Annotated in this window: 18 protein-coding genes, 1 tRNA gene and 1 pseudogene; 14 read left to right on the top strand and 6 right to left on the bottom strand. The window is 60.8% G+C overall.

The window, feature by feature from the left end; genetic code table 11:
• Positions 1 to 111: 111 nt before the first annotated feature.
• On the bottom strand, positions 112 to 507 hold the full coding sequence (locus tag AC066Y_RS31150; protein ID WP_092115072.1) for an NUDIX hydrolase: 396 nt from the start codon (positions 505 to 507) through the stop codon (positions 112 to 114).
• A 432-nt stretch (positions 508 to 939) separates the two neighbouring features.
• On the opposite strand from AC066Y_RS31150, the gene AC066Y_RS31145 reads away from it, so the two are divergent.
• Entirely contained in the window at positions 940 to 1236 is a 297-nt protein-coding gene (locus tag AC066Y_RS31145) for a hypothetical protein (protein WP_478277202.1), read from the top strand.
• Positions 1237 to 1391: 155 nt separating this feature from the next.
• The gene (locus AC066Y_RS31140; protein ID WP_021081740.1) at positions 1392 to 1619 is read left to right on the top strand and encodes a hypothetical protein; all 228 of its coding nucleotides are present in this window, start codon (positions 1392 to 1394) and stop codon (positions 1617 to 1619) included.
• 67 nt (positions 1620 to 1686) lie between these two features.
• On the opposite strand, the gene AC066Y_RS31135 is transcribed toward AC066Y_RS31140, so the two are convergent.
• Both AC066Y_RS31135 and AC066Y_RS31130 read right to left on the bottom strand, forming a co-directional pair.
• Positions 1687 to 2013, bottom strand: a complete 327-nt coding sequence (locus tag AC066Y_RS31135) for a VOC family protein (RefSeq protein WP_478277201.1) — start codon at positions 2011 to 2013, stop codon at positions 1687 to 1689.
• Positions 1949 to 2449, bottom strand: a complete 501-nt coding sequence (locus AC066Y_RS31130) for a MerR family transcriptional regulator (protein WP_478277200.1) — start codon at positions 2447 to 2449, stop codon at positions 1949 to 1951. Before AC066Y_RS31130 ends, AC066Y_RS31135 begins: the two co-directional genes overlap by 65 nt.
• A gap of 302 nt (positions 2450 to 2751) precedes the next feature.
• Here AC066Y_RS31130 and AC066Y_RS31125 point away from each other — a divergent pair, with 302 nt between their 5' ends.
• Complete coding sequence (locus tag AC066Y_RS31125; RefSeq protein ID WP_478277199.1) at positions 2752 to 3552, top strand: lytic murein transglycosylase; 801 nt, start codon at positions 2752 to 2754, stop codon at positions 3550 to 3552.
• A gap of 92 nt (positions 3553 to 3644) precedes the next feature.
• Positions 3645 to 4052, top strand: a complete 408-nt coding sequence (locus AC066Y_RS31120; protein ID WP_478277198.1) for a hypothetical protein — start codon at positions 3645 to 3647, stop codon at positions 4050 to 4052.
• A 6-nt stretch (positions 4053 to 4058) separates the two neighbouring features.
• Here AC066Y_RS31120 and AC066Y_RS31115 read toward each other — a convergent pair whose 3' ends face one another.
• Positions 4059 to 4445 (bottom strand): YciI family protein, encoded by a 387-nt coding sequence (locus AC066Y_RS31115; RefSeq protein ID WP_456762346.1) that lies wholly within the window; start codon positions 4443 to 4445, stop codon positions 4059 to 4061.
• A gap of 491 nt (positions 4446 to 4936) precedes the next feature.
• On the opposite strand from AC066Y_RS31115, the gene AC066Y_RS31110 reads away from it, so the two are divergent.
• Positions 4937 to 5010: transfer RNA gene (locus tag AC066Y_RS31110), tRNA-Gly, on the top strand.
• 72 nt (positions 5011 to 5082) lie between these two features.
• Here the strand turns inward: AC066Y_RS31110 and AC066Y_RS31105 are convergent.
• The gene (locus tag AC066Y_RS31105; RefSeq protein WP_478277197.1) at positions 5083 to 6327 is read right to left on the bottom strand and encodes a hypothetical protein; all 1245 of its coding nucleotides are present in this window, start codon (positions 6325 to 6327) and stop codon (positions 5083 to 5085) included.
• Positions 6328 to 7143: 816 nt separating this feature from the next.
• Between AC066Y_RS31105 and AC066Y_RS31100 the strand changes: the two genes are divergently transcribed.
• The 8 genes and pseudogenes from AC066Y_RS31100 (at position 7144) to AC066Y_RS31065 (ending at position 13838) form a co-directional block, all read left to right on the top strand.
• Complete coding sequence (locus AC066Y_RS31100) at positions 7144 to 8289, top strand: diphosphate--fructose-6-phosphate 1-phosphotransferase (protein ID WP_478277196.1); 1146 nt, start codon at positions 7144 to 7146, stop codon at positions 8287 to 8289.
• Between the two features lie 206 nt (positions 8290 to 8495).
• Positions 8496 to 8747 (top strand): annotated as a pseudogene (locus AC066Y_RS31095) (alpha-amylase family glycosyl hydrolase); the annotation flags it as partial.
• Positions 8748 to 9079: 332 nt separating this feature from the next.
• Positions 9080 to 9397, top strand: coding sequence for a co-chaperone GroES (locus AC066Y_RS31090; protein ID WP_478277195.1), 318 nt, complete (start codon positions 9080 to 9082; stop codon positions 9395 to 9397).
• Positions 9398 to 9533: 136 nt separating this feature from the next.
• On the top strand, positions 9534 to 11177 hold the full coding sequence (groL, locus tag AC066Y_RS31085) for a chaperonin GroEL (RefSeq protein ID WP_478277194.1): 1644 nt from the start codon (positions 9534 to 9536) through the stop codon (positions 11175 to 11177).
• Positions 11178 to 11620: 443 nt separating this feature from the next.
• Positions 11621 to 11929 carry a GlsB/YeaQ/YmgE family stress response membrane protein gene (locus AC066Y_RS31080; RefSeq protein ID WP_478277193.1) on the top strand — a complete coding sequence of 103 codons (309 nt, stop codon included), beginning with the start codon at positions 11621 to 11623 and terminating at the stop codon, positions 11927 to 11929.
• A 15-nt stretch (positions 11930 to 11944) separates the two neighbouring features.
• A complete protein-coding gene (locus AC066Y_RS31075) occupies positions 11945 to 13012 on the top strand; it encodes a fatty acid desaturase (protein WP_478277302.1) in 1068 nt (355 codons plus the stop codon).
• Between the two features lie 104 nt (positions 13013 to 13116).
• On the top strand, positions 13117 to 13440 hold the full coding sequence (locus AC066Y_RS31070) for a response regulator (protein WP_478277192.1): 324 nt from the start codon (positions 13117 to 13119) through the stop codon (positions 13438 to 13440).
• Between the two features lie 8 nt (positions 13441 to 13448).
• Entirely contained in the window at positions 13449 to 13838 is a 390-nt protein-coding gene (locus AC066Y_RS31065) for a response regulator (RefSeq protein WP_478277191.1), read from the top strand.
• Positions 13839 to 14042: 204 nt separating this feature from the next.
• On the opposite strand, the gene AC066Y_RS31060 is transcribed toward AC066Y_RS31065, so the two are convergent.
• Complete coding sequence (locus AC066Y_RS31060; protein ID WP_478277301.1) at positions 14043 to 14939, bottom strand: Hsp20 family protein; 897 nt, start codon at positions 14937 to 14939, stop codon at positions 14043 to 14045.
• Here AC066Y_RS31060 and AC066Y_RS31055 point away from each other — a divergent pair.
• The gene (locus tag AC066Y_RS31055; RefSeq protein ID WP_478277306.1) at positions 14907 to 15041 is read left to right on the top strand and encodes a hypothetical protein; all 135 of its coding nucleotides are present in this window, start codon (positions 14907 to 14909) and stop codon (positions 15039 to 15041) included. The genes AC066Y_RS31060 and AC066Y_RS31055 overlap by 33 nt on opposite strands.
• Positions 15042 to 15760: the final 719 nt, after the last annotated feature.

Here is a 15760-nt window from a genome sequence, read left to right as displayed (position 1 = left end):
CACGCGTCGACGGTGGGCGAAGCTCAACAAATCAGCAAGGCATGCCCGCGCAGCCGCCAGATGCCGAAGCCGAAATCTGTGATTTTCCGCGCGCAGCGGATATCCCGCCGCCTATCTCCGGCGCCGCTGCTTCCTTGGAAACAGCCGATCGCGGATGTAGCGCGAGGTCGGTGTGAGGCGAAGTCCGCGCGGCTTCTGCCAGGCGGCGCGGTCGATCTCCTTCTTGTCGCCGATCGCCAGCCTTCCCTTGGCGTTCTTGGCGATGAAGATCGCATCGCTCATCCTGCGGCCGGAACGCTTGTTCTTGGCCGTCACTTCCTTCCACAGGCTGAGCCTGCCGAGCTTGAGTTTCGGCAGCTCTTCCTTGATCTCACGCTTCAGGCAGTCCTTGCCGGTCTCGCGCGCACGCCTGCGTCCGCCGGGGAACATCCACAGCCCGTCAGATCGACGTCGGACCAGAAGGACCTTGCCGCGCTTCGCGGCAACCAGTTTGGAAGACTTCGTCATGTACTGCGCAATGACCGAAACAGAATCGACTCCATTCTAATTTGTCTATTTGAGTAGACAAGTTCGAGGGGCGAATTGTTCCACAGTCATGTGTCGGCGGTTTGTCTGCCACGGATCGCCTGAGCACTGAGGAAATCCTGACGACACGCGTCCTCGTACGAGGAGCGGCAAGTGAAGAGGCGGCCGGCTGTGACGGTCTGTAGCGGCTCCATTGCGGACGCTTGCGCCCGTTGGCCGTGATCCGGCCGGGCGCGTTCGTCCGTGGCCGAACGTCCTCACGTTGAGTTTGTGAGAATGGTGATCCTCCTGGTTCCCGGCGCGGGAACCGGGCACGACCTTCGATGACAAAAATCCATGACTGGCAGGCTCCGCCGCTTGACTAGATGTTCCTGTTTTGTTCTAATTGCCCTCCACCGTGAATAGGAGGCCGCCATGGACAACCGTATCAGCGAAATTCGCAGGCAGATCAGGGCGCTGCGCGTCAGCATGCTCGAGGCCGAGGCCATCATGCGACAGCAGATCAACCGGGATGAGGACTGCGCCTTCGTTGCCGGCGACCTCCTGAAGATGCGCCTGGTGATGGGCCGTCTGGTCGAAGAGCGGGGCATGCTGGGCGACCGCGAGCCGATCATCGTGCATACAAGCGTTGCTCCGCGCCGCCGTGCCGCGACGCCGATCTTTCTTCGCGCGGCGAAGCCGGAGCTCGTCGCCGGCGAAGCGCGTGGGTGATGACGCACCCAGGATGCAACGGCTGCGCACCGAGTTGCGCGAGCTCGACGCATCCGTGAATCGGCTGAGGCAGGCCGGACGCGATAGTGCATCGGCGCAGCTTCTGCTGTCGCGCAAGCGCGCCGAGCTGGAGGACGTGATCTGCCGGAGGAAAGATGAGAGAGCCGCTTCGGTATTTCCACGACAGCGATGATCATGCGCCCTGGATCAAGGCGCTGGCCGAGGTCCGGCACATGGCGACGCGGGAAGGCTGGTGCTTTCACCACGTGCAGGCGATCATCGTGGCGATCGACCAGTATGCGGAGGCCGCGCTTGGCAACCGCGAGTTCTTCCTCAACCGCCCGCAGACCGTCGGCCCGCTGCGGCGAGGCGAGGTGCCGTAGCGGGCGGCATCGTGTGCGACAGCTTGCGAGCTGGCGCTGCCGTCATCAACGCCGCCAGCTGACCTGCTCAAGGCAATACATCGGCGGGATGCTTGTCGCGATGCTCGACATATTCGACGCGGGTCTGGTCCGGATGCAGCACCAGCATGTTGCGGCCGGTCGGGACCGGCTTGGGAGCCTCGAGTATCGTGGCGCCGACGCCGGGGAGATGCGCGGCGAATGGATCGATATCATCGACCAGAAACGTCAGATGCGTCGCCGTGAACGGCTTCAGGCTCTGTTCCGTCCCGGCAATGAACAGGATCGAGGCGACCTGCGCCAGCCTGAGATCATATTCGGGATAGTCGAACCGAAGGCGCGCCGGCTGGCCGATCAGGGCCTCGTGGAAGGCCACGGCCTCGTCCAGGCCCTCGAGCGGCAGGTAACGTCTCGCCAGGATATTGAGTATCTTCATCGCCAGGTCCTGATGTTCTCGTGTTGCTGCGACCGCCATCCGCTCCAGCCAGACGACGCGACAAGGCGCGCCGCCGCTTGCGCAGCGCCGCGATCGCCCGATCGATCTGGTCGAGCTTCTCCTGCATCACGGCGGAGCAGTTCACGCGCGCGCCGCGCCGGCCGTCTTCAAGCGCGGTCAGAAGATTGCGGAGCTCGCGGGTCGAGAAGCCCGCGGCGATGAGGTCTTTCACCCACGCAGCCCGCTCGATCTCCGACGCGGAGTAGCTTCGATAGCCGTTTGAATTCCGGCGCGGCACGATCAGGCCAGCCGCCTCATAATGCCGAAGCGCCCGTGCACTCACGCCAAGTTGGTGTGCCGCCTCCTGAATCCGCATCGCGATCTCCTGTCGAGGGTCGGCCTAGCACCTTCTCATTAGTGGCAATGTCAAGCGCCGTGTTGCGGGGGCTGTGCCGGGCGCCGCCGCTGAACTACGTCAATCCTCCGACGCGGACGCAGGGGCCAAATGTCCCGGCCTGCCTGATCTGGCCGGGATGGCGAATCCGCTGCCGGCGACATATCGTGACGGTCCGCGGCCGAATCTGAGGCGGATCGTTCATCGCCGGGTCATCTACATCAGGCCATCGTCAGCGCCGCGCCCGCGGGCGGCGGCGGCACATTTTTCGGAGGAGGTTTCGGATGATCAGGGGCTGGCAGATTGCGACGTCGGCGCTCGCCATCGTCGTGATGGTTGCAACGCTGGGCGCAGAGGCGAACGCGGCGCAGTGCGGCAACGGGCCCGGCGGATTCGAAGCCTGGAAGGAGCAGTTTGCCGGCGAGGCGAGGGCCAAGGGCGTCGGCGCCACCGCGATCGACGCGTTGATGCAGGCGCATTACGCCAGTGCGACGATCGCCGCGGATCGCGGCCAGCGCAGTTTTGGCCTGTCGCTCGAGCAGTTCATGGCCAAGCGTGGATCTGCGACCATCGTGGCGCGCGGCCGTTCGCTGAAGCAGTCGCAAGCGGCGCTGTTCGCCTCGATCCAGCAGCGTTACGGCGTGCCGCCGGGACCGCTGATCGCGATCTGGGGCATGGAGAGCGGCTTCGGCAGCCAGCGCGGCAACCAGAACATGCTGTCGTCGATCGCGACGCTTGCCTATGACTGCCGCCGCCCGGACTTCTTCACCGACCAGCTCTATGCCGCGCTGAAGCTGATCGACCGCGGTACTTTGTCCGGGAGCACGCGCGGCTCGATGCATGGTGAGATCGGCCAGACCCAGTTCATGCCGAAGAACGTCCTCGCCTATGGCACCGGCAATCTCGACGTCGCCGCCAACGCGTTGAGCTCGACGGCGAACTTCCTGCACGCCCATGGCTGGCGCGCCGGCGCCGGCTATCAGCCCGGGGAACCCAACTTCGCCGCGATCGAGGCGTGGAACGCGGCGGGGGTCTATCAGAAGGCGATCGCGATCATGGGAAGGCAGATCGACGGCGGCCAATGAGCGCAGGCCCAAGTTGCTTCACTCCAGGTTCCTTCATTCCCTGTTAACGCAACGGTGCCCAGATCGTTTGTGGTGAAACGGAGCCAGGCTCCATGCTCAAGAACGGCACCTATGCGGCGTGGTTTCGGACGTCACTCGCTGACGGCACCGGCATCGTGCACATGGCCGACGGCAGGCTGTGGGGCAGCGATGCCATCATGCTTTACGACGGCACCTATGAAGTCGACGGCGGGCGCTTCTCCGCCGTGCTCACCGCCAGACGGCACTCCGAGGGACATGCGACCGTGTTCGGCACCGACGACCTCGTGGTGCGGCTCGAAGGCGTATGGAGCGGCGCGATCGCGACGGCCGCGGGCAGGGCGGATGCCGTGCCCGATCTCGCCTTCGAGGTGACGCTGATTCCAAGCAATGGAGTGGCGCCCACACCGCCGCCCGATCCGCCGCTGCCGAAGTTCGATCCGAGCAAGCTGCCGAAGCTGCCGAAGCGCTCGAGTCGCTGAGCAACTTTATGCGTCGCTCGGGCCCGCGGTCTCTGGAAACGGCGCGCCGGGGATGTAGAGCTTCAGCGCCCGGATCTCGTAGACCGCCGACGGGTTGACGCTACGCAGGTCGCGCGCCGCAGCGATCGCCTCGGCTTCATCGGCGCAATCGATCACGTAGAAGCCCAGCAGCTGCTCCTTGGTCTCCGAGAACGGGCCGTCCATCACGATGCCGTGGCCAGGTCCGCGAAGGGTGCTGGCGTTGCGGGTCTCGCCGAGCCGGGCAGCCGGGCCGAGCCGACCCTTCAACCGTTGATGGACCTCGCGCAGACCCGCCATGACGGCCGCGTCCTCATCGGCGCTCCACGACTTGACCTCGGCTTCGACGTGATAGGCCAGGATGGCATAAAGCATCTCGAGAGTTCCTCATTTCTGTTGCGGCAGGCCCAAGGACGGCTCAAAGCCACCCATGCCGACATTTCATGTCTAGTGAATCGGACGGTTTTTGTGCTGCGACAAGGTATCCCGCCGGCGGCATGGCGGTGGCGAATCCCGCGGCCCGGACAGGTAAAAAGGCGCGGCGGAATCGCTTCCGCCGCGCCCCCGGATTTGTTGTCTCGCTGGTCAGGGCTGAGAGCGCCCCGATGCCAGGCTGATTACTCAGAGCCTAGCGGGCGATCCCAGCGAGGTGACAGCGCTTGAGACAAGACACTAGATCACCTCCTTTCTTTGTTGATGGGACCAGCAATATAGGTGGCGAATCTGCCGCTGTTAAGGCCGCCGTCCGTCCTATCCGGGCCAGGAACCGGCCGCCTAGCGCGGACATATTCGCGTTTGCCGGCGCACAAGGACGCCCGCCGAGGCAGTTGAGACGGCCGACCGGCCGTGTTAGGTGATCGCTCGATGCGGGTGTAGCTCAATGGTAGAGCAGCAGCCTTCCAAGCTGAATACGAGGGTTCGATTCCCTTCACCCGCTCCAATGTTTTCAATCACTTATCGGATTTCTTGATTTCCATTCCGACAAGACGGCTGAATCCATTCCGACAAATGTTCACTTTCTGGCCGTTTGCTTGCGCCGCTTGATGCGCTTCATCTGTGCGTCCTGCTTGGCCTCGTCGTCATGATGAAGGTAGTGCGCCATCGCTTTGGTCGATGACCATTGGCCCTTCTTCATCAGTTGCGTTTCTGTGAGGCCGGACATGCTCGCCTCGGTGGTCCCGCCATGCCGGCCAAATGACGTGAAGGTCAGCTCAGGACGCAAGCCCGCGGCCAGAATGATCTTCTTCGAAATGCGCTCGACCTGAGTCAGCATTTCGCCCTTGCCGCTCCAGGGCAAACTACTACCATCCCGGCGCAGCATCAGGCCGCCCGTCGGCCGCAATGCTTTCATGGCGTCAAGCTCGGCCATTAGCAGGGGATAGAGCGGCTTACCCTTCTTATCGAAGAGCGGCTCCCATGAGCCCGTGCTCGTCTTGTAGTTGATGACATAGACGTGGTTCGGGCGGCTTTCCGGCCGATAGTGCTCCGCCATGAATCGGATGAAGATATGAGCCTTGCGCTGCAGCCATTCCCAACCGATCAGGACACCCGTTGCCAATGACGGATAGCCCAACTCGATCGCTTTCGCACGGAACGCTGCCAGCTCGTCAAAATTAGCATGTGGTGTTTCGCGGGAGGTCGACTGCAGGCCCATCTTCTCAAATGGATTCTTCGCCGGAAACAGATGGGGGTGTGCCCTTGAGATCGTGTTCCATGCGCCGCGAGCGGTCTTCATCGCGTGGTTCACGGTCGTGCGGCGTTCAACCTTCTCGCCGTCGACGTCTTTGTAGAGCAGCTTCTCGAACAGATCGTCCGCAAACGCCGTATCGATGCTCGAAACGCGCAGCGTGCCCAGGCGCCTTCCGTCCTTCAATAGGTACTCGCAGATCATCTTGATGCCGGTTTCATGCACGCGACATTGACCCGGGCTCAAAGGCTGCAAACGCTTCGCTGTTTTCTGTTTCCACGTTCGACGATACTCGTGAAACATCCAGTCCAGCGTTCCGATCACTACTCCAATGCCCACGGGATTTGCATCGTCGCCACCCGTCAGCCAGCTGTCGAACGCAGGCAGCAAGATCTTCTCGGCGCGCTGCACAGCCAACTCGTAATCGGTGCCGAGCGGTTCGTTCTTGACTGGACAACCTTTTTTACGTGCCCACGTTGGCACGTCAAAAAAATACGCGAGGCTCCCTTTCTGAAGGCGTTTACGCCTTGTGTAGCGAGGCAGCGGCAGAGCCGAACGTCCCACCCTCATCACAGCAAACTCCTGGATACCTCCGGATCGTCTTCAGGATCTATTGGAATCGATCTTTCTTCCTGTATCAACACGGAAATGCGTCCGTCAGGCCAAATCTCGACTCGCGCGACTTTGCCACCACTGTCGAGGACACCTCTAACAGCGCGTTTAATATCTGCCTCGGTAAATCTGGTCCGGGACATCCAATTGATTTGTACGCGATCGCTGAATCATTAAATCATGAGGTTCAGTTGTGACTCCACTGAAACAAGTGAAAGAGTGGAGCACCATGGCGAAAATAGACGGGGCAGAAGCCTTCTTGCGACAAACAGATCGATGGAGGGCATAATGTTCATTTTCCGTTGATGTAATTGGGCGACGAAAAATCGGAAAGCGCGATTTGCTGAATCGTGACCTGGTTGTGCTTGTGTGGCTGGAGCCAGCTTAAACTTCCCCATGATGGATTGGAGCGAGAGTTCAAGTTTATCAGTTGGTTAGAGGACAGCGTGTGCACGACGTGTGCACTGGGAGACCAAAGAAAATCTAGAGACAAACGATGTGAGCACGCCGAACCGGGCGCTTCAGCGTCGGCGGTAGACGAGCGTAGGCGCGACCTGCCGGCAAGCTGGTGATTGTCGAAGTGGATCGTCGATGGACCGCAGTTGGCGCAAGGCGGCCCTTCCTAAGCGCGACCCTTTAGCCCGGCTAGCAAGACGCAGATCCAAAGATCCATTTGCTGCAGGCCACACCTCGTTGCAGGATTGGATAATCTTCGCTTCAATCGTCTTTCACTATCCGCGGGTGGCACAGCAATAATAAAGTCATGGAGAATTCATGCCATCGATCGTCATTGCCCAGGGCGGCGGCCCCACCGCTGTGATCAACCAGACGCTGTGCGGCGCCATCCTTGCCGCGCGCAGGCATGATCCGTCGTTGCAGATTCTCGGCGCGCGCTGCCTCACGGCGGACAACGTCGTCGACCTCACCGCCGTCCCCGAGGCGGATCTGCACCGCCTCGGCAACACGCCCAATTCGGCGCTCGGCTCGACCCGCGACAAACCAGATCCCGACACATGCTCTGATATCCTCGCGGCGCTGGACCGGCTCGACGCCCGTGCCTTCGTCTATATTGGCGGCAATGACACGGCCGGAACGCTCGAGCTGCTGCGTCAACAGTCAAGTGGCCCCTGCCATTTCGTGCATGCCCCCAAGACGATCGATAACGACTTGATGGAGAACGATCATGTCCCCGGCTTCATCTCGACCGCCGCCTTCGTCGCCAACGCCCTTGTCAGCATCGATCTCGATTTTCGCGCCATGCCCGGCATCCATGTGGCCATCGTTATGGGCCGTCATGCCGGCTTTCTCACCGCCGCCGCAGCAGGCTGGCAGCAATCGCCCGACGATGTCCCGCATCTGATCTACACACCGGAACAGCCGTTCTCGGTTCCCGGGTTCCTCGACGAGGTCGAGGCGGTTTATGCGCGCCTGGGCCGCTGCATCGTTTCGATGTCCGAGGGCGTGCAGGACGAGATGGGTCGGCCTCTCACCGAGGCGCTGGCGGGCGGGTCGGTCGAGCGCGACGCCCATGGCAATCTGCAATTGACCGGCGGCGATCTCGGCATCGAAATCCAGAAAGCGCTGAAATCGCGTTTTCGCAAGGCAAGGGCGCGCGTCGATACGCTAGGCTATCTACCACGCGGATATATCGGCGTGATCGACGAAACCGACCGCAAGGAGGCTTTCGCTGCAGGCGAATTTGCCGCGCAAAGCGCCTTAACCGGCAGTGGCTCGGTGGTGCTACACTATGACGGCGACCGCATCGAACCTCAGCTCGTGCTGCTCGAGCGTGTGGCTGGCAAAACGCGTCATATGCCGGACGACTTCTTTGCTGGGAGCAGTGCCGTTTCGGCTGAGGGACGGGGCTATTTTCGGCGGCTTCTACCCACACGGCCCGACATCTTCCGGCCGTTCGTGTGAAAATTCCGGATAGGGCATTCTCAACGTGAGGCTCTCAGAAGTGTTTTTTGGCACAACGGCGGACGTCCGCTCGTGGGCAACGCCGTCCTTGTGCGGAACTTGACTACAGTTCCAACCGGACCGAAGTACGAAACTTGGAGAAGAACCGTCGTCTTCCGATCACAACAGGTAGAGAGTTCATTTTCACCGCTCGGATTGGCTGCTGCATGACCGCGCTTCGGTGGCAGGCGGGTGTGATCTATCAGATCTACCCACGTTCCTTTCAGGACACCAATGACGACGGCATCGGCGACCTTATAGGGATCGGGCGGCGGCTCGACTATCTTGTCAGCCTTGGGGTCGACGCGATCTGGATCTCCCCCGTCTACCTGTCGCCGATGGTTGATTTCGGCTATGACGTCGCAGAGTACTGCGTTGTCGATCCACGCTTCGGCAGTCTGGCAGACTTCGGCGATCTGCATTGCCAACTTGCCGTCCGGGCCGACGACCGGATGATGCCTGGCACGGCGTCGACGATTTGGCGGAGCTTGTATTCGCTATCCCGAAAGGCTTCCTCGGCGCGCTAGCGTTCGGTCAAATCGAGCACGAATGCCACCGTCTATCGGCATGTCTATTTCGCCTGCTATCAATCGTACTAGGGCCTCGTCCTCAAGGGACTCGAGGTAAAGTCTAACATCCTGGGCCGGAGCCCTTGCGGGCCAGTGTTGTAGGCTTATGTGAAGAGCGACTAGCACTCGCTCATTGCGACTGCCAATCCAGAAAATAAATCACAAAATCCAAGGAGGATCGCATGAAATTTCGTCCGCTCCACGACCGCGTGGTGGTCAAGCGCATCGACGCCGAAGACAAAACCGCAGGCGGCATCATCATTCCGGACACTGCCAAGGAAAAGCCCTCGCAGGGCGAAGTCATCGCCGTCGGCCCGGGCGGCCGCGACGAGGCCGGCAAGTTGATCCCGATGGACATCAAGGTCGGTGATCGCGTCCTGTTCGGCAAGTGGTCGGGCAGCGAGGTCAAGATCGACGGTGTCGACCTCCTGATCATGAAGGAAGGTGACATCATGGGCGTCCTCACCGACGTTCCCGCCGCCAAGAAGAAGGCCGCTTAAGCGTTTTAGCCCGTTTCCTCATCATAAGGGCCGGCGCAGCCGGCATCTCGAAGGATGAGGCCGTAATCTTCATCCCTCAAGGATCCGCCCAGTTGCGCGAGCTTCGGGACCTGACCAGTCGAAAAGGAAGATCATTATGTCAGCCAAGGAAGTCAAATTCGGCGTCGATGCCCGCGACCGCATGTTGCGCGGTGTCGACATTCTCCATAATGCGGTGAAAGTAACACTCGGTCCCAAGGGCCGCAACGTCGTGCTCGAGAAGTCGTTCGGCGCTCCTCGCATCACCAAGGACGGCGTCACCGTCGCCAAGGAGATCGAGCTCGAAGACAAGTTCGAGAACATGGGCGCCCAGATGGTGCGCGAAGTCGCCTCCAAGTCCGCTGACGCGGCCGGCGACGGCACCACCACCGCGACCGTGCTTGCGGCTGCGATCGTCCGTGAAGGCGCCAAGTCGGTCGCCGCCGGCATGAATCCGATGGACCTGAAGCGCGGTATCGACCTCGCGGTCGAAGCCGTCGTTGCGGACCTCCAGAAGAACTCGAAGAAGGTCACCTCGAACGAGGAGATCGCCCAGGTCGGCACCATCTCCGCCAACGGCGATGCCGAGATCGGCAAGTTCATCGCCGACGCCATGAAGAAGGTCGGCAACGAGGGCGTGATCACGGTTGAGGAAGCCAAGTCGCTGGAGACCGAACTGGAAGTCGTCGAGGGTATGCAGTTCGACCGCGGCTACATCTCGCCCTACTTCGTCACCAACGCCGACAAGATGCGCGTTGAGATGGAAGATGCCTACGTCCTGATCAACGAGAAGAAGCTATCTCAGTTGAATGAATTGCTTCCCTTGTTGGAAGCCGTGGTGCAGAGCGGCAAGCCGCTGGTCATCATCGCTGAAGACGTCGAGGGCGAGGCGCTTGCCACCCTGGTCGTCAACCGCCTGCGTGGCGGCCTGAAGGTCGCGGCCGTCAAGGCTCCGGGCTTCGGCGATCGCCGCAAGGCCATGCTGCAGGACATCGCGATCCTGACCGGCGGCCAGGCCATCTCGGAAGACCTCGGCATCAAGCTCGAGAACGTCACGCTGCAGATGCTCGGCCGCGCCAAGAAGGTGATGATCGACAAGGAGAACACCACGATCGTCAGCGGCGCCGGCAAGAAGGCCGACATCGAAGCTCGCGTGGCGCAGATCAAGGCGCAGATCGAGGAGACCACCTCGGACTACGACCGTGAGAAGCTGCAGGAGCGTCTCGCCAAGCTCGCGGGCGGTGTCGCGGTGATCCGCGTCGGCGGCGCGACCGAGGTCGAGGTAAAGGAGCGCAAGGATCGCGTGGATGACGCGATGCATGCGACCCGCGCGGCTGTCGAGGAAGGCATCGTGCCGGGCGGTGGCGTCGCCTTGCTGCGAGCCTCCGAGCACCTCAAGGGCATTCGCACCAAGAACGATGACCAGAAGACCGGCGTCGAGATCGTGCGCAAGGCATTGTCCTACCCGGCCCGCCAGATCGCGATCAACGCCGGTGAAGACGGTTCGGTGATCGTCGGCAAGATCCTGGAAAAGGATCAGTACTCGTACGGCTTCGACTCGCAGACCGGTGAATACGGCAACCTGATCTCGAAGGGCATCATCGATCCGACCAAGGTGGTTCGGGTGGCGATCCAAAACGCGTCCTCGGTGGCGGCTCTTCTGATCACCACCGAAGCCATGGTGGCCGAAGTGCCGAAGAAGAACGCGGGTGGCGGCGGCATGCCTCCGGGTGCGGGCGGAATGGGTGGCATGGACTTCTAACTCCGAACATTCGGAGCTCAACAATAAGATGGCTCGGCAGCGATGCCGGGCCTTCTGTACTGGCTATACGTCAATCTCGACCGGTGAGATCGCGACTCTACTTGATCCGGAGGAGACCTACCTGAAATCTGCGCCCATCGATTCGTGGCTTTTTCGACTTTGCGGGTCCACCGCCGCGGCTGTCTGATAGATCGGATCGAGACTTGGCCGATTGCCGATAGGACTGGTCGCGTAAGTCCGGAAGAAGCCTGACGACACGTCTACGGGCTATCATCCGCCATCGCTGAGCAATATTGCACATTTGTTTGCGCGGAGCGGTCAACTTGTTCCGCCAGAACAAACGATGTCTGAGCAATATTGCACAGTATCTGTCCCCGCTCGGGGCTATCCTGCGTAACCGCGGTAACATCATAGCGTGATTGTCGAATCGTGAGGACGCAAAGATGAACATGTCCGGCGAAAGCCTTCTCGTCATTTTGGTTGTCGGCGTCGCCGCCGGCTGGCTTGCGGGCCAGTTCGTCCGCGGGACCGGCTTTGGCCTCGTTGGCGATCTCATCGTGGGAATCGCGGGCGCCTTCATTGCGAGCTGGCTGTTTCCGCAACTCGGAATCCGTTTCGGTTTGGGCGTTGTCTCGGCGATCATGAGTGCCGCGATTGGCGCGGTGTTGCTGCTTCTGATCATCAGACTGGTCCGCGGAAGAAGCCGATGGGCTGGAAGCTGGGGCGGACCCTGGCGGAGACGCTGGTGGTAAATGCGGTCGGAAGGCATGGTTCGTTGTCCACCAGAAAGCCGCTCGTTGGCACGCCTGCTTGCCCGCTATCGCGAACCGAACAGCGCGCGCAGCGTATTCGAGCTGGTGATTACGGCCGTGCCTTTCCTCGCGATCTGGGTCTTGATGTGGGCGGCTCTTGATCACGGGTACTGGATTGGGCTTCTGCTGGCGATACCCGCAGCGGGTTTCCTCGTCCGTCTCTTCATGATCCAGCACGACTGCGGCCACGGATCGTTCTTCCACGGCCGGCGCGTCAACGATTGGGTCGGCCGAACCATCGGGGTCTTGACCCTCACTCCGTACGATTACTGGCGACGTAACCACACCCTCCATCACGCGAGTTCGGGCAATCTCGATCATCGAGGATTCGGCGACATCGACACATTGACAGTGAGCGAGTTTCTCGAACGGTCCCGATGGCGTCAGCTGCTTTATCGTCTGTACCGGCATCCGATCGTAATGTTTGGCTTGGGTCCCACCTATCTGTTTATCTTGCGGCACCGCTTGCCGATCGGGATGATGCGAAGCGGCTGGAAGCCCTGGCTAAGTACGATGGGCACGAACGCCGCCATCGCGATCCTGGCCGCCGCGATGATCCGGCTGATCGGCTTTGGGCCCTTCCTTCTGGTGCATTTGCCGATCATGGTTTTGGCGGCGTCGATTGGTGTCTGGCTGTTCTATGTCCAACACCAGTTCGAGGACACCACCTGGTCCCATGATGGGGCCTGGAGTCTTCACGAAGCTGCGCTACATGGCAGTTCGCACTATTACTTGCCAGCTGTGTTGCGCTGGTTCACGGCTAACATTGGTGTCCACCACGTCCATCATTTGTGCAGCCGAATCCCTTGCTATCGGTTGCCGGACGTGTTGCGAGATCATCCGGAATTCGCTGCCATTGGACGGATCACCCTGCCGCAGAGTTTGCAGTGCGTGGGGAGGGCTCTGTGGGACGAGACTGGGCGACGCCTCATTTCGTTTCGAGAGCTGGAGATTGCCCTGCTGCTTGAAGGGGGCAACAACCAGACGCCTAGATTCACATCGAATTTTGGCATCGACCGCTGACGCACCGGTCGGGGTCTCGTACGCCAGTGAGCTCCCACTTGGTGGTCTCAGCAGTGCGCGGGCTCTGACCTTCCAGCCCCGACAGCCCTACCTGCGAGACATTTGTGCGCTTGGATGTTGCAGAGATCCTTCGGCAAGCGGGTTTTGAAGTGATTGAGGCCGCAAAAGCCGATGCTGCGATGGAATTCATTGATGCAGGCGAGCGGGTCGACGTGGTGTTCACAGATGTACAGACGCCAGGCCTTTTGACCGGCTTCGCTTTGGCCGAGCGTATCCGAGCCAAGTTGCCGATGGTGCCGATTATCATAACCTCCAGTAATACGAACATAGAGGACGCGGCGAGCCGATTAGGGAAATTCTTGCCGAAGCCATATTCCCCTGTTGGGATCCCGAACCTGATCGCAGAGATCGTCGGTTCAGTGCCGTGATGAAATAGATGGAACTAGCAACTGTTCTCGTCGTGGAGAAGGACATTCTCGTCCGCCAGCCGCTTGCCCAGTACCTGCGAGATTGCGGTTATCGTGTCTGGGGGGCAGTCGATGGCGATGAGGCTCGTGCCGCTCTTTCGAGTGGCAGACACACGGTGGACGTTGCGCTCATTGGCGTGAAGAGTTTGCCGAGCGAGAGCGGATTTGCTCTCGCGTCATGGATCAGGATTCGCCAGCCTGACGTGAAGGTGCTGCTGGGAGGGACCACCACCAAAGTCCTGGAGCTCGCCGGCGACCTATGTAACGACGCTCCCGATGGTGGGCTGGATTATAAGACGGTGCTGGATCACATCCGTCGGCTGCTCGCTGCCCGCGATCGCGCCGGAAGGACGAGCTAAGGCGTTGAATGTGGTGAGACGGGCGATGCGCCCATCAAGGGCGCCTCAGTCCATGACAGCATAGAGGCTGTACAGGCCGCCCAGCAGATCCAGGAAGTCATAAAGACTTATCTCACATCTCCAGCCAACCAAGAGGCCCAAGCTGAGCCGAGTTTGTTTCAGTCGGCTTCCGAATTGTGGACGCCGATTCCTTGGCTCAGGGGCTCAAATATTGCAGGCCGAATAGCATTCAACAAGCAAAGCAGCGGGAGCGGGTATCCGCTCCCGCTGGCCATGCCTATTTGCCGTTGATCGCATGCGCTTCGCTTTCGACTGTGCCTCCGGCAGCTTCGGCATAGTCACGGTCAGCACCCCGTTCTTGAATGCGGCCGACACCTTGTCTTGGTCGACACCCTCGACCGGAATGCGCCGTTCGAAGCGGCCGTAGTAGCGTTCGCTGGATCGTCGATCCTTGTCTTCCGTTTCGGTCTTCTTCTCGCCTTTGATCGACAGAATGCCGTTAGCGAACTCGACCTCAATGTCTTTCTCGTCGAGGCCTGGCAATTCCGCCGCGACTTTCACGTCCTTGTCGGTCTCGCTGACCTCGATGTTGGGCCAGCCCATCGACCGCTCGAGCAGGTGATCGCCAAACGGGGCAAGATCGAAACCCCGAAAGACGTCGTCGAACAGACGATTCATTTCGCGATGCAGGGCCAAAAATGGGCTCGTACTTCCGCCGCGTTGGGCGGGAACGTTACGACCTCGGCCCCAGGGAATGAGATCAGTCATAACCATGTTTTCCTCCTTGTAATCCAGACATCTGGCCAACGCCCGCGGCATCACCGCACCGCGAGACGATGCCAGAACGGGGCAGCGAACCTTCAGGCCGGCCTGCTTGCGCTCAAGCTGTTGGCCGTCGCTGCCCGCGCTAATGGAGATCTGGCGTGGTTTCATCGCCTCCGGAAGTTCACGCACAAGGTCGATCTTGAGCATGCCGTTCTCGAATGAGGCGCCCTTCGCCTGCACGTAGTCCGCGAGGTTAAAGACGTGCCGGAATGGTCGTGCAGAGATCCCTTGGTAGAGATACCGATGCGCGCCCTTTTCGGTTTTTCCACCTTCAATCCTCAGAACGTTCTGTTCTGCGGTAATGGTGACCTCTTCGGGCGTGAAGCCAGCCAGCGCGCCGTCTGCAAGCCGAACTTTGCCATCGAATGGCGCGGATGACCGAGAGCCCCTTCGAAGAGGGCTGGCTTGGCGCGGGAAACAGAGGCAAAGCGGCACTGATTGCTGCTTAACTGATCACCGGGGGCAATTGGCCCGCCGAACGCCGACGGAGCGCGGTACGGCATCGAACGACATGCATCGCTATGCCGCGAGGCCTCTTATTCTACTCCTACCGGCCCATCTAGCGCCGACCGGACAATCCCGCAGCAAACCGCTCAAAGAAATGGCCCGCTTCGATGGGGGCACTTCTTGCGTGATCGGGCTCACCAGCCGGGATCTACAACAACATCGGCCGCGTAGCCGTATCCCTAACAGGGTGCTGGTGGCGCCGAATACATCGGGGCGGGTACATAAGCGGGACGGCCCACCAGGACGCGCTCGCGCACGATCGGTGGCGGCGCAACGACACGCGTCGGCGCGACGTACGCGGCAGCTGGGGCCACTACCACAGCGTAGGGCTGAGCATAGGGGGTCCACATAGACGGCCTGCGCGGACGCTCCGGTAGCGCCGACGCCCAACGAGCCGGCGATCGCTAGGCCGGCAATCGAGAGCTCGTTCGGTATCGCTGTCATATTCTGCGTCTCGTATTCCTAACCCGTCCTATTCGTGAGAGTGCGGCTTTTGGGCCCGATTGATGCGGCCGTACATCTGCTCTGACGAGGCGCACAGGATTGCCTTCGGCTTTTCACCGCCTGACGACCGGTACTTTGCAACGCGC

This window comes from Bradyrhizobium sp. USDA3010, from assembly GCF_056429065.1.
Note: the sequence above shows the minus strand (reverse complement) of the source record. Positions and strands in the feature narration are given on the sequence as shown.

Coding starts and splice junctions, on each gene's coding strand:
- AC066Y_RS31130 (WP_478277200.1), bottom strand. CDS start 2,449: ATGCGGATTCAGGAGGCGGCACACCAACTTGGCGTGAGTGCACGGGCG.
- AC066Y_RS31140 (WP_021081740.1), top strand. CDS start 1,392: ATGAGAGAGCCGCTTCGGTATTTCCACGACAGCGATGATCATGCGCCC.
- AC066Y_RS31065 (WP_478277191.1), top strand. CDS start 13,449: ATGGAACTAGCAACTGTTCTCGTCGTGGAGAAGGACATTCTCGTCCGC.
- groL (WP_478277194.1), top strand. CDS start 9,534: ATGTCAGCCAAGGAAGTCAAATTCGGCGTCGATGCCCGCGACCGCATG.
- AC066Y_RS31125 (WP_478277199.1), top strand. CDS start 2,752: ATGATCAGGGGCTGGCAGATTGCGACGTCGGCGCTCGCCATCGTCGTG.
- AC066Y_RS31105 (WP_478277197.1), bottom strand. CDS start 6,327: ATGAGGGTGGGACGTTCGGCTCTGCCGCTGCCTCGCTACACAAGGCGT.
- AC066Y_RS31100 (WP_478277196.1), top strand. CDS start 7,144: ATGCCATCGATCGTCATTGCCCAGGGCGGCGGCCCCACCGCTGTGATC.
- AC066Y_RS31145 (WP_478277202.1), top strand. CDS start 940: ATGGACAACCGTATCAGCGAAATTCGCAGGCAGATCAGGGCGCTGCGC.
- AC066Y_RS31075 (WP_478277302.1), top strand. CDS start 11,945: ATGGTTCGTTGTCCACCAGAAAGCCGCTCGTTGGCACGCCTGCTTGCC.
- AC066Y_RS31080 (WP_478277193.1), top strand. CDS start 11,621: ATGAACATGTCCGGCGAAAGCCTTCTCGTCATTTTGGTTGTCGGCGTC.
- AC066Y_RS31115 (WP_456762346.1), bottom strand. CDS start 4,445: ATGCTTTATGCCATCCTGGCCTATCACGTCGAAGCCGAGGTCAAGTCG.
- AC066Y_RS31120 (WP_478277198.1), top strand. CDS start 3,645: ATGCTCAAGAACGGCACCTATGCGGCGTGGTTTCGGACGTCACTCGCT.
- AC066Y_RS31150 (WP_092115072.1), bottom strand. CDS start 507: ATGACGAAGTCTTCCAAACTGGTTGCCGCGAAGCGCGGCAAGGTCCTT.
- AC066Y_RS31055 (WP_478277306.1), top strand. CDS start 14,907: ATGCGCGCCCTTTTCGGTTTTTCCACCTTCAATCCTCAGAACGTTCTG.
- AC066Y_RS31090 (WP_478277195.1), top strand. CDS start 9,080: ATGAAATTTCGTCCGCTCCACGACCGCGTGGTGGTCAAGCGCATCGAC.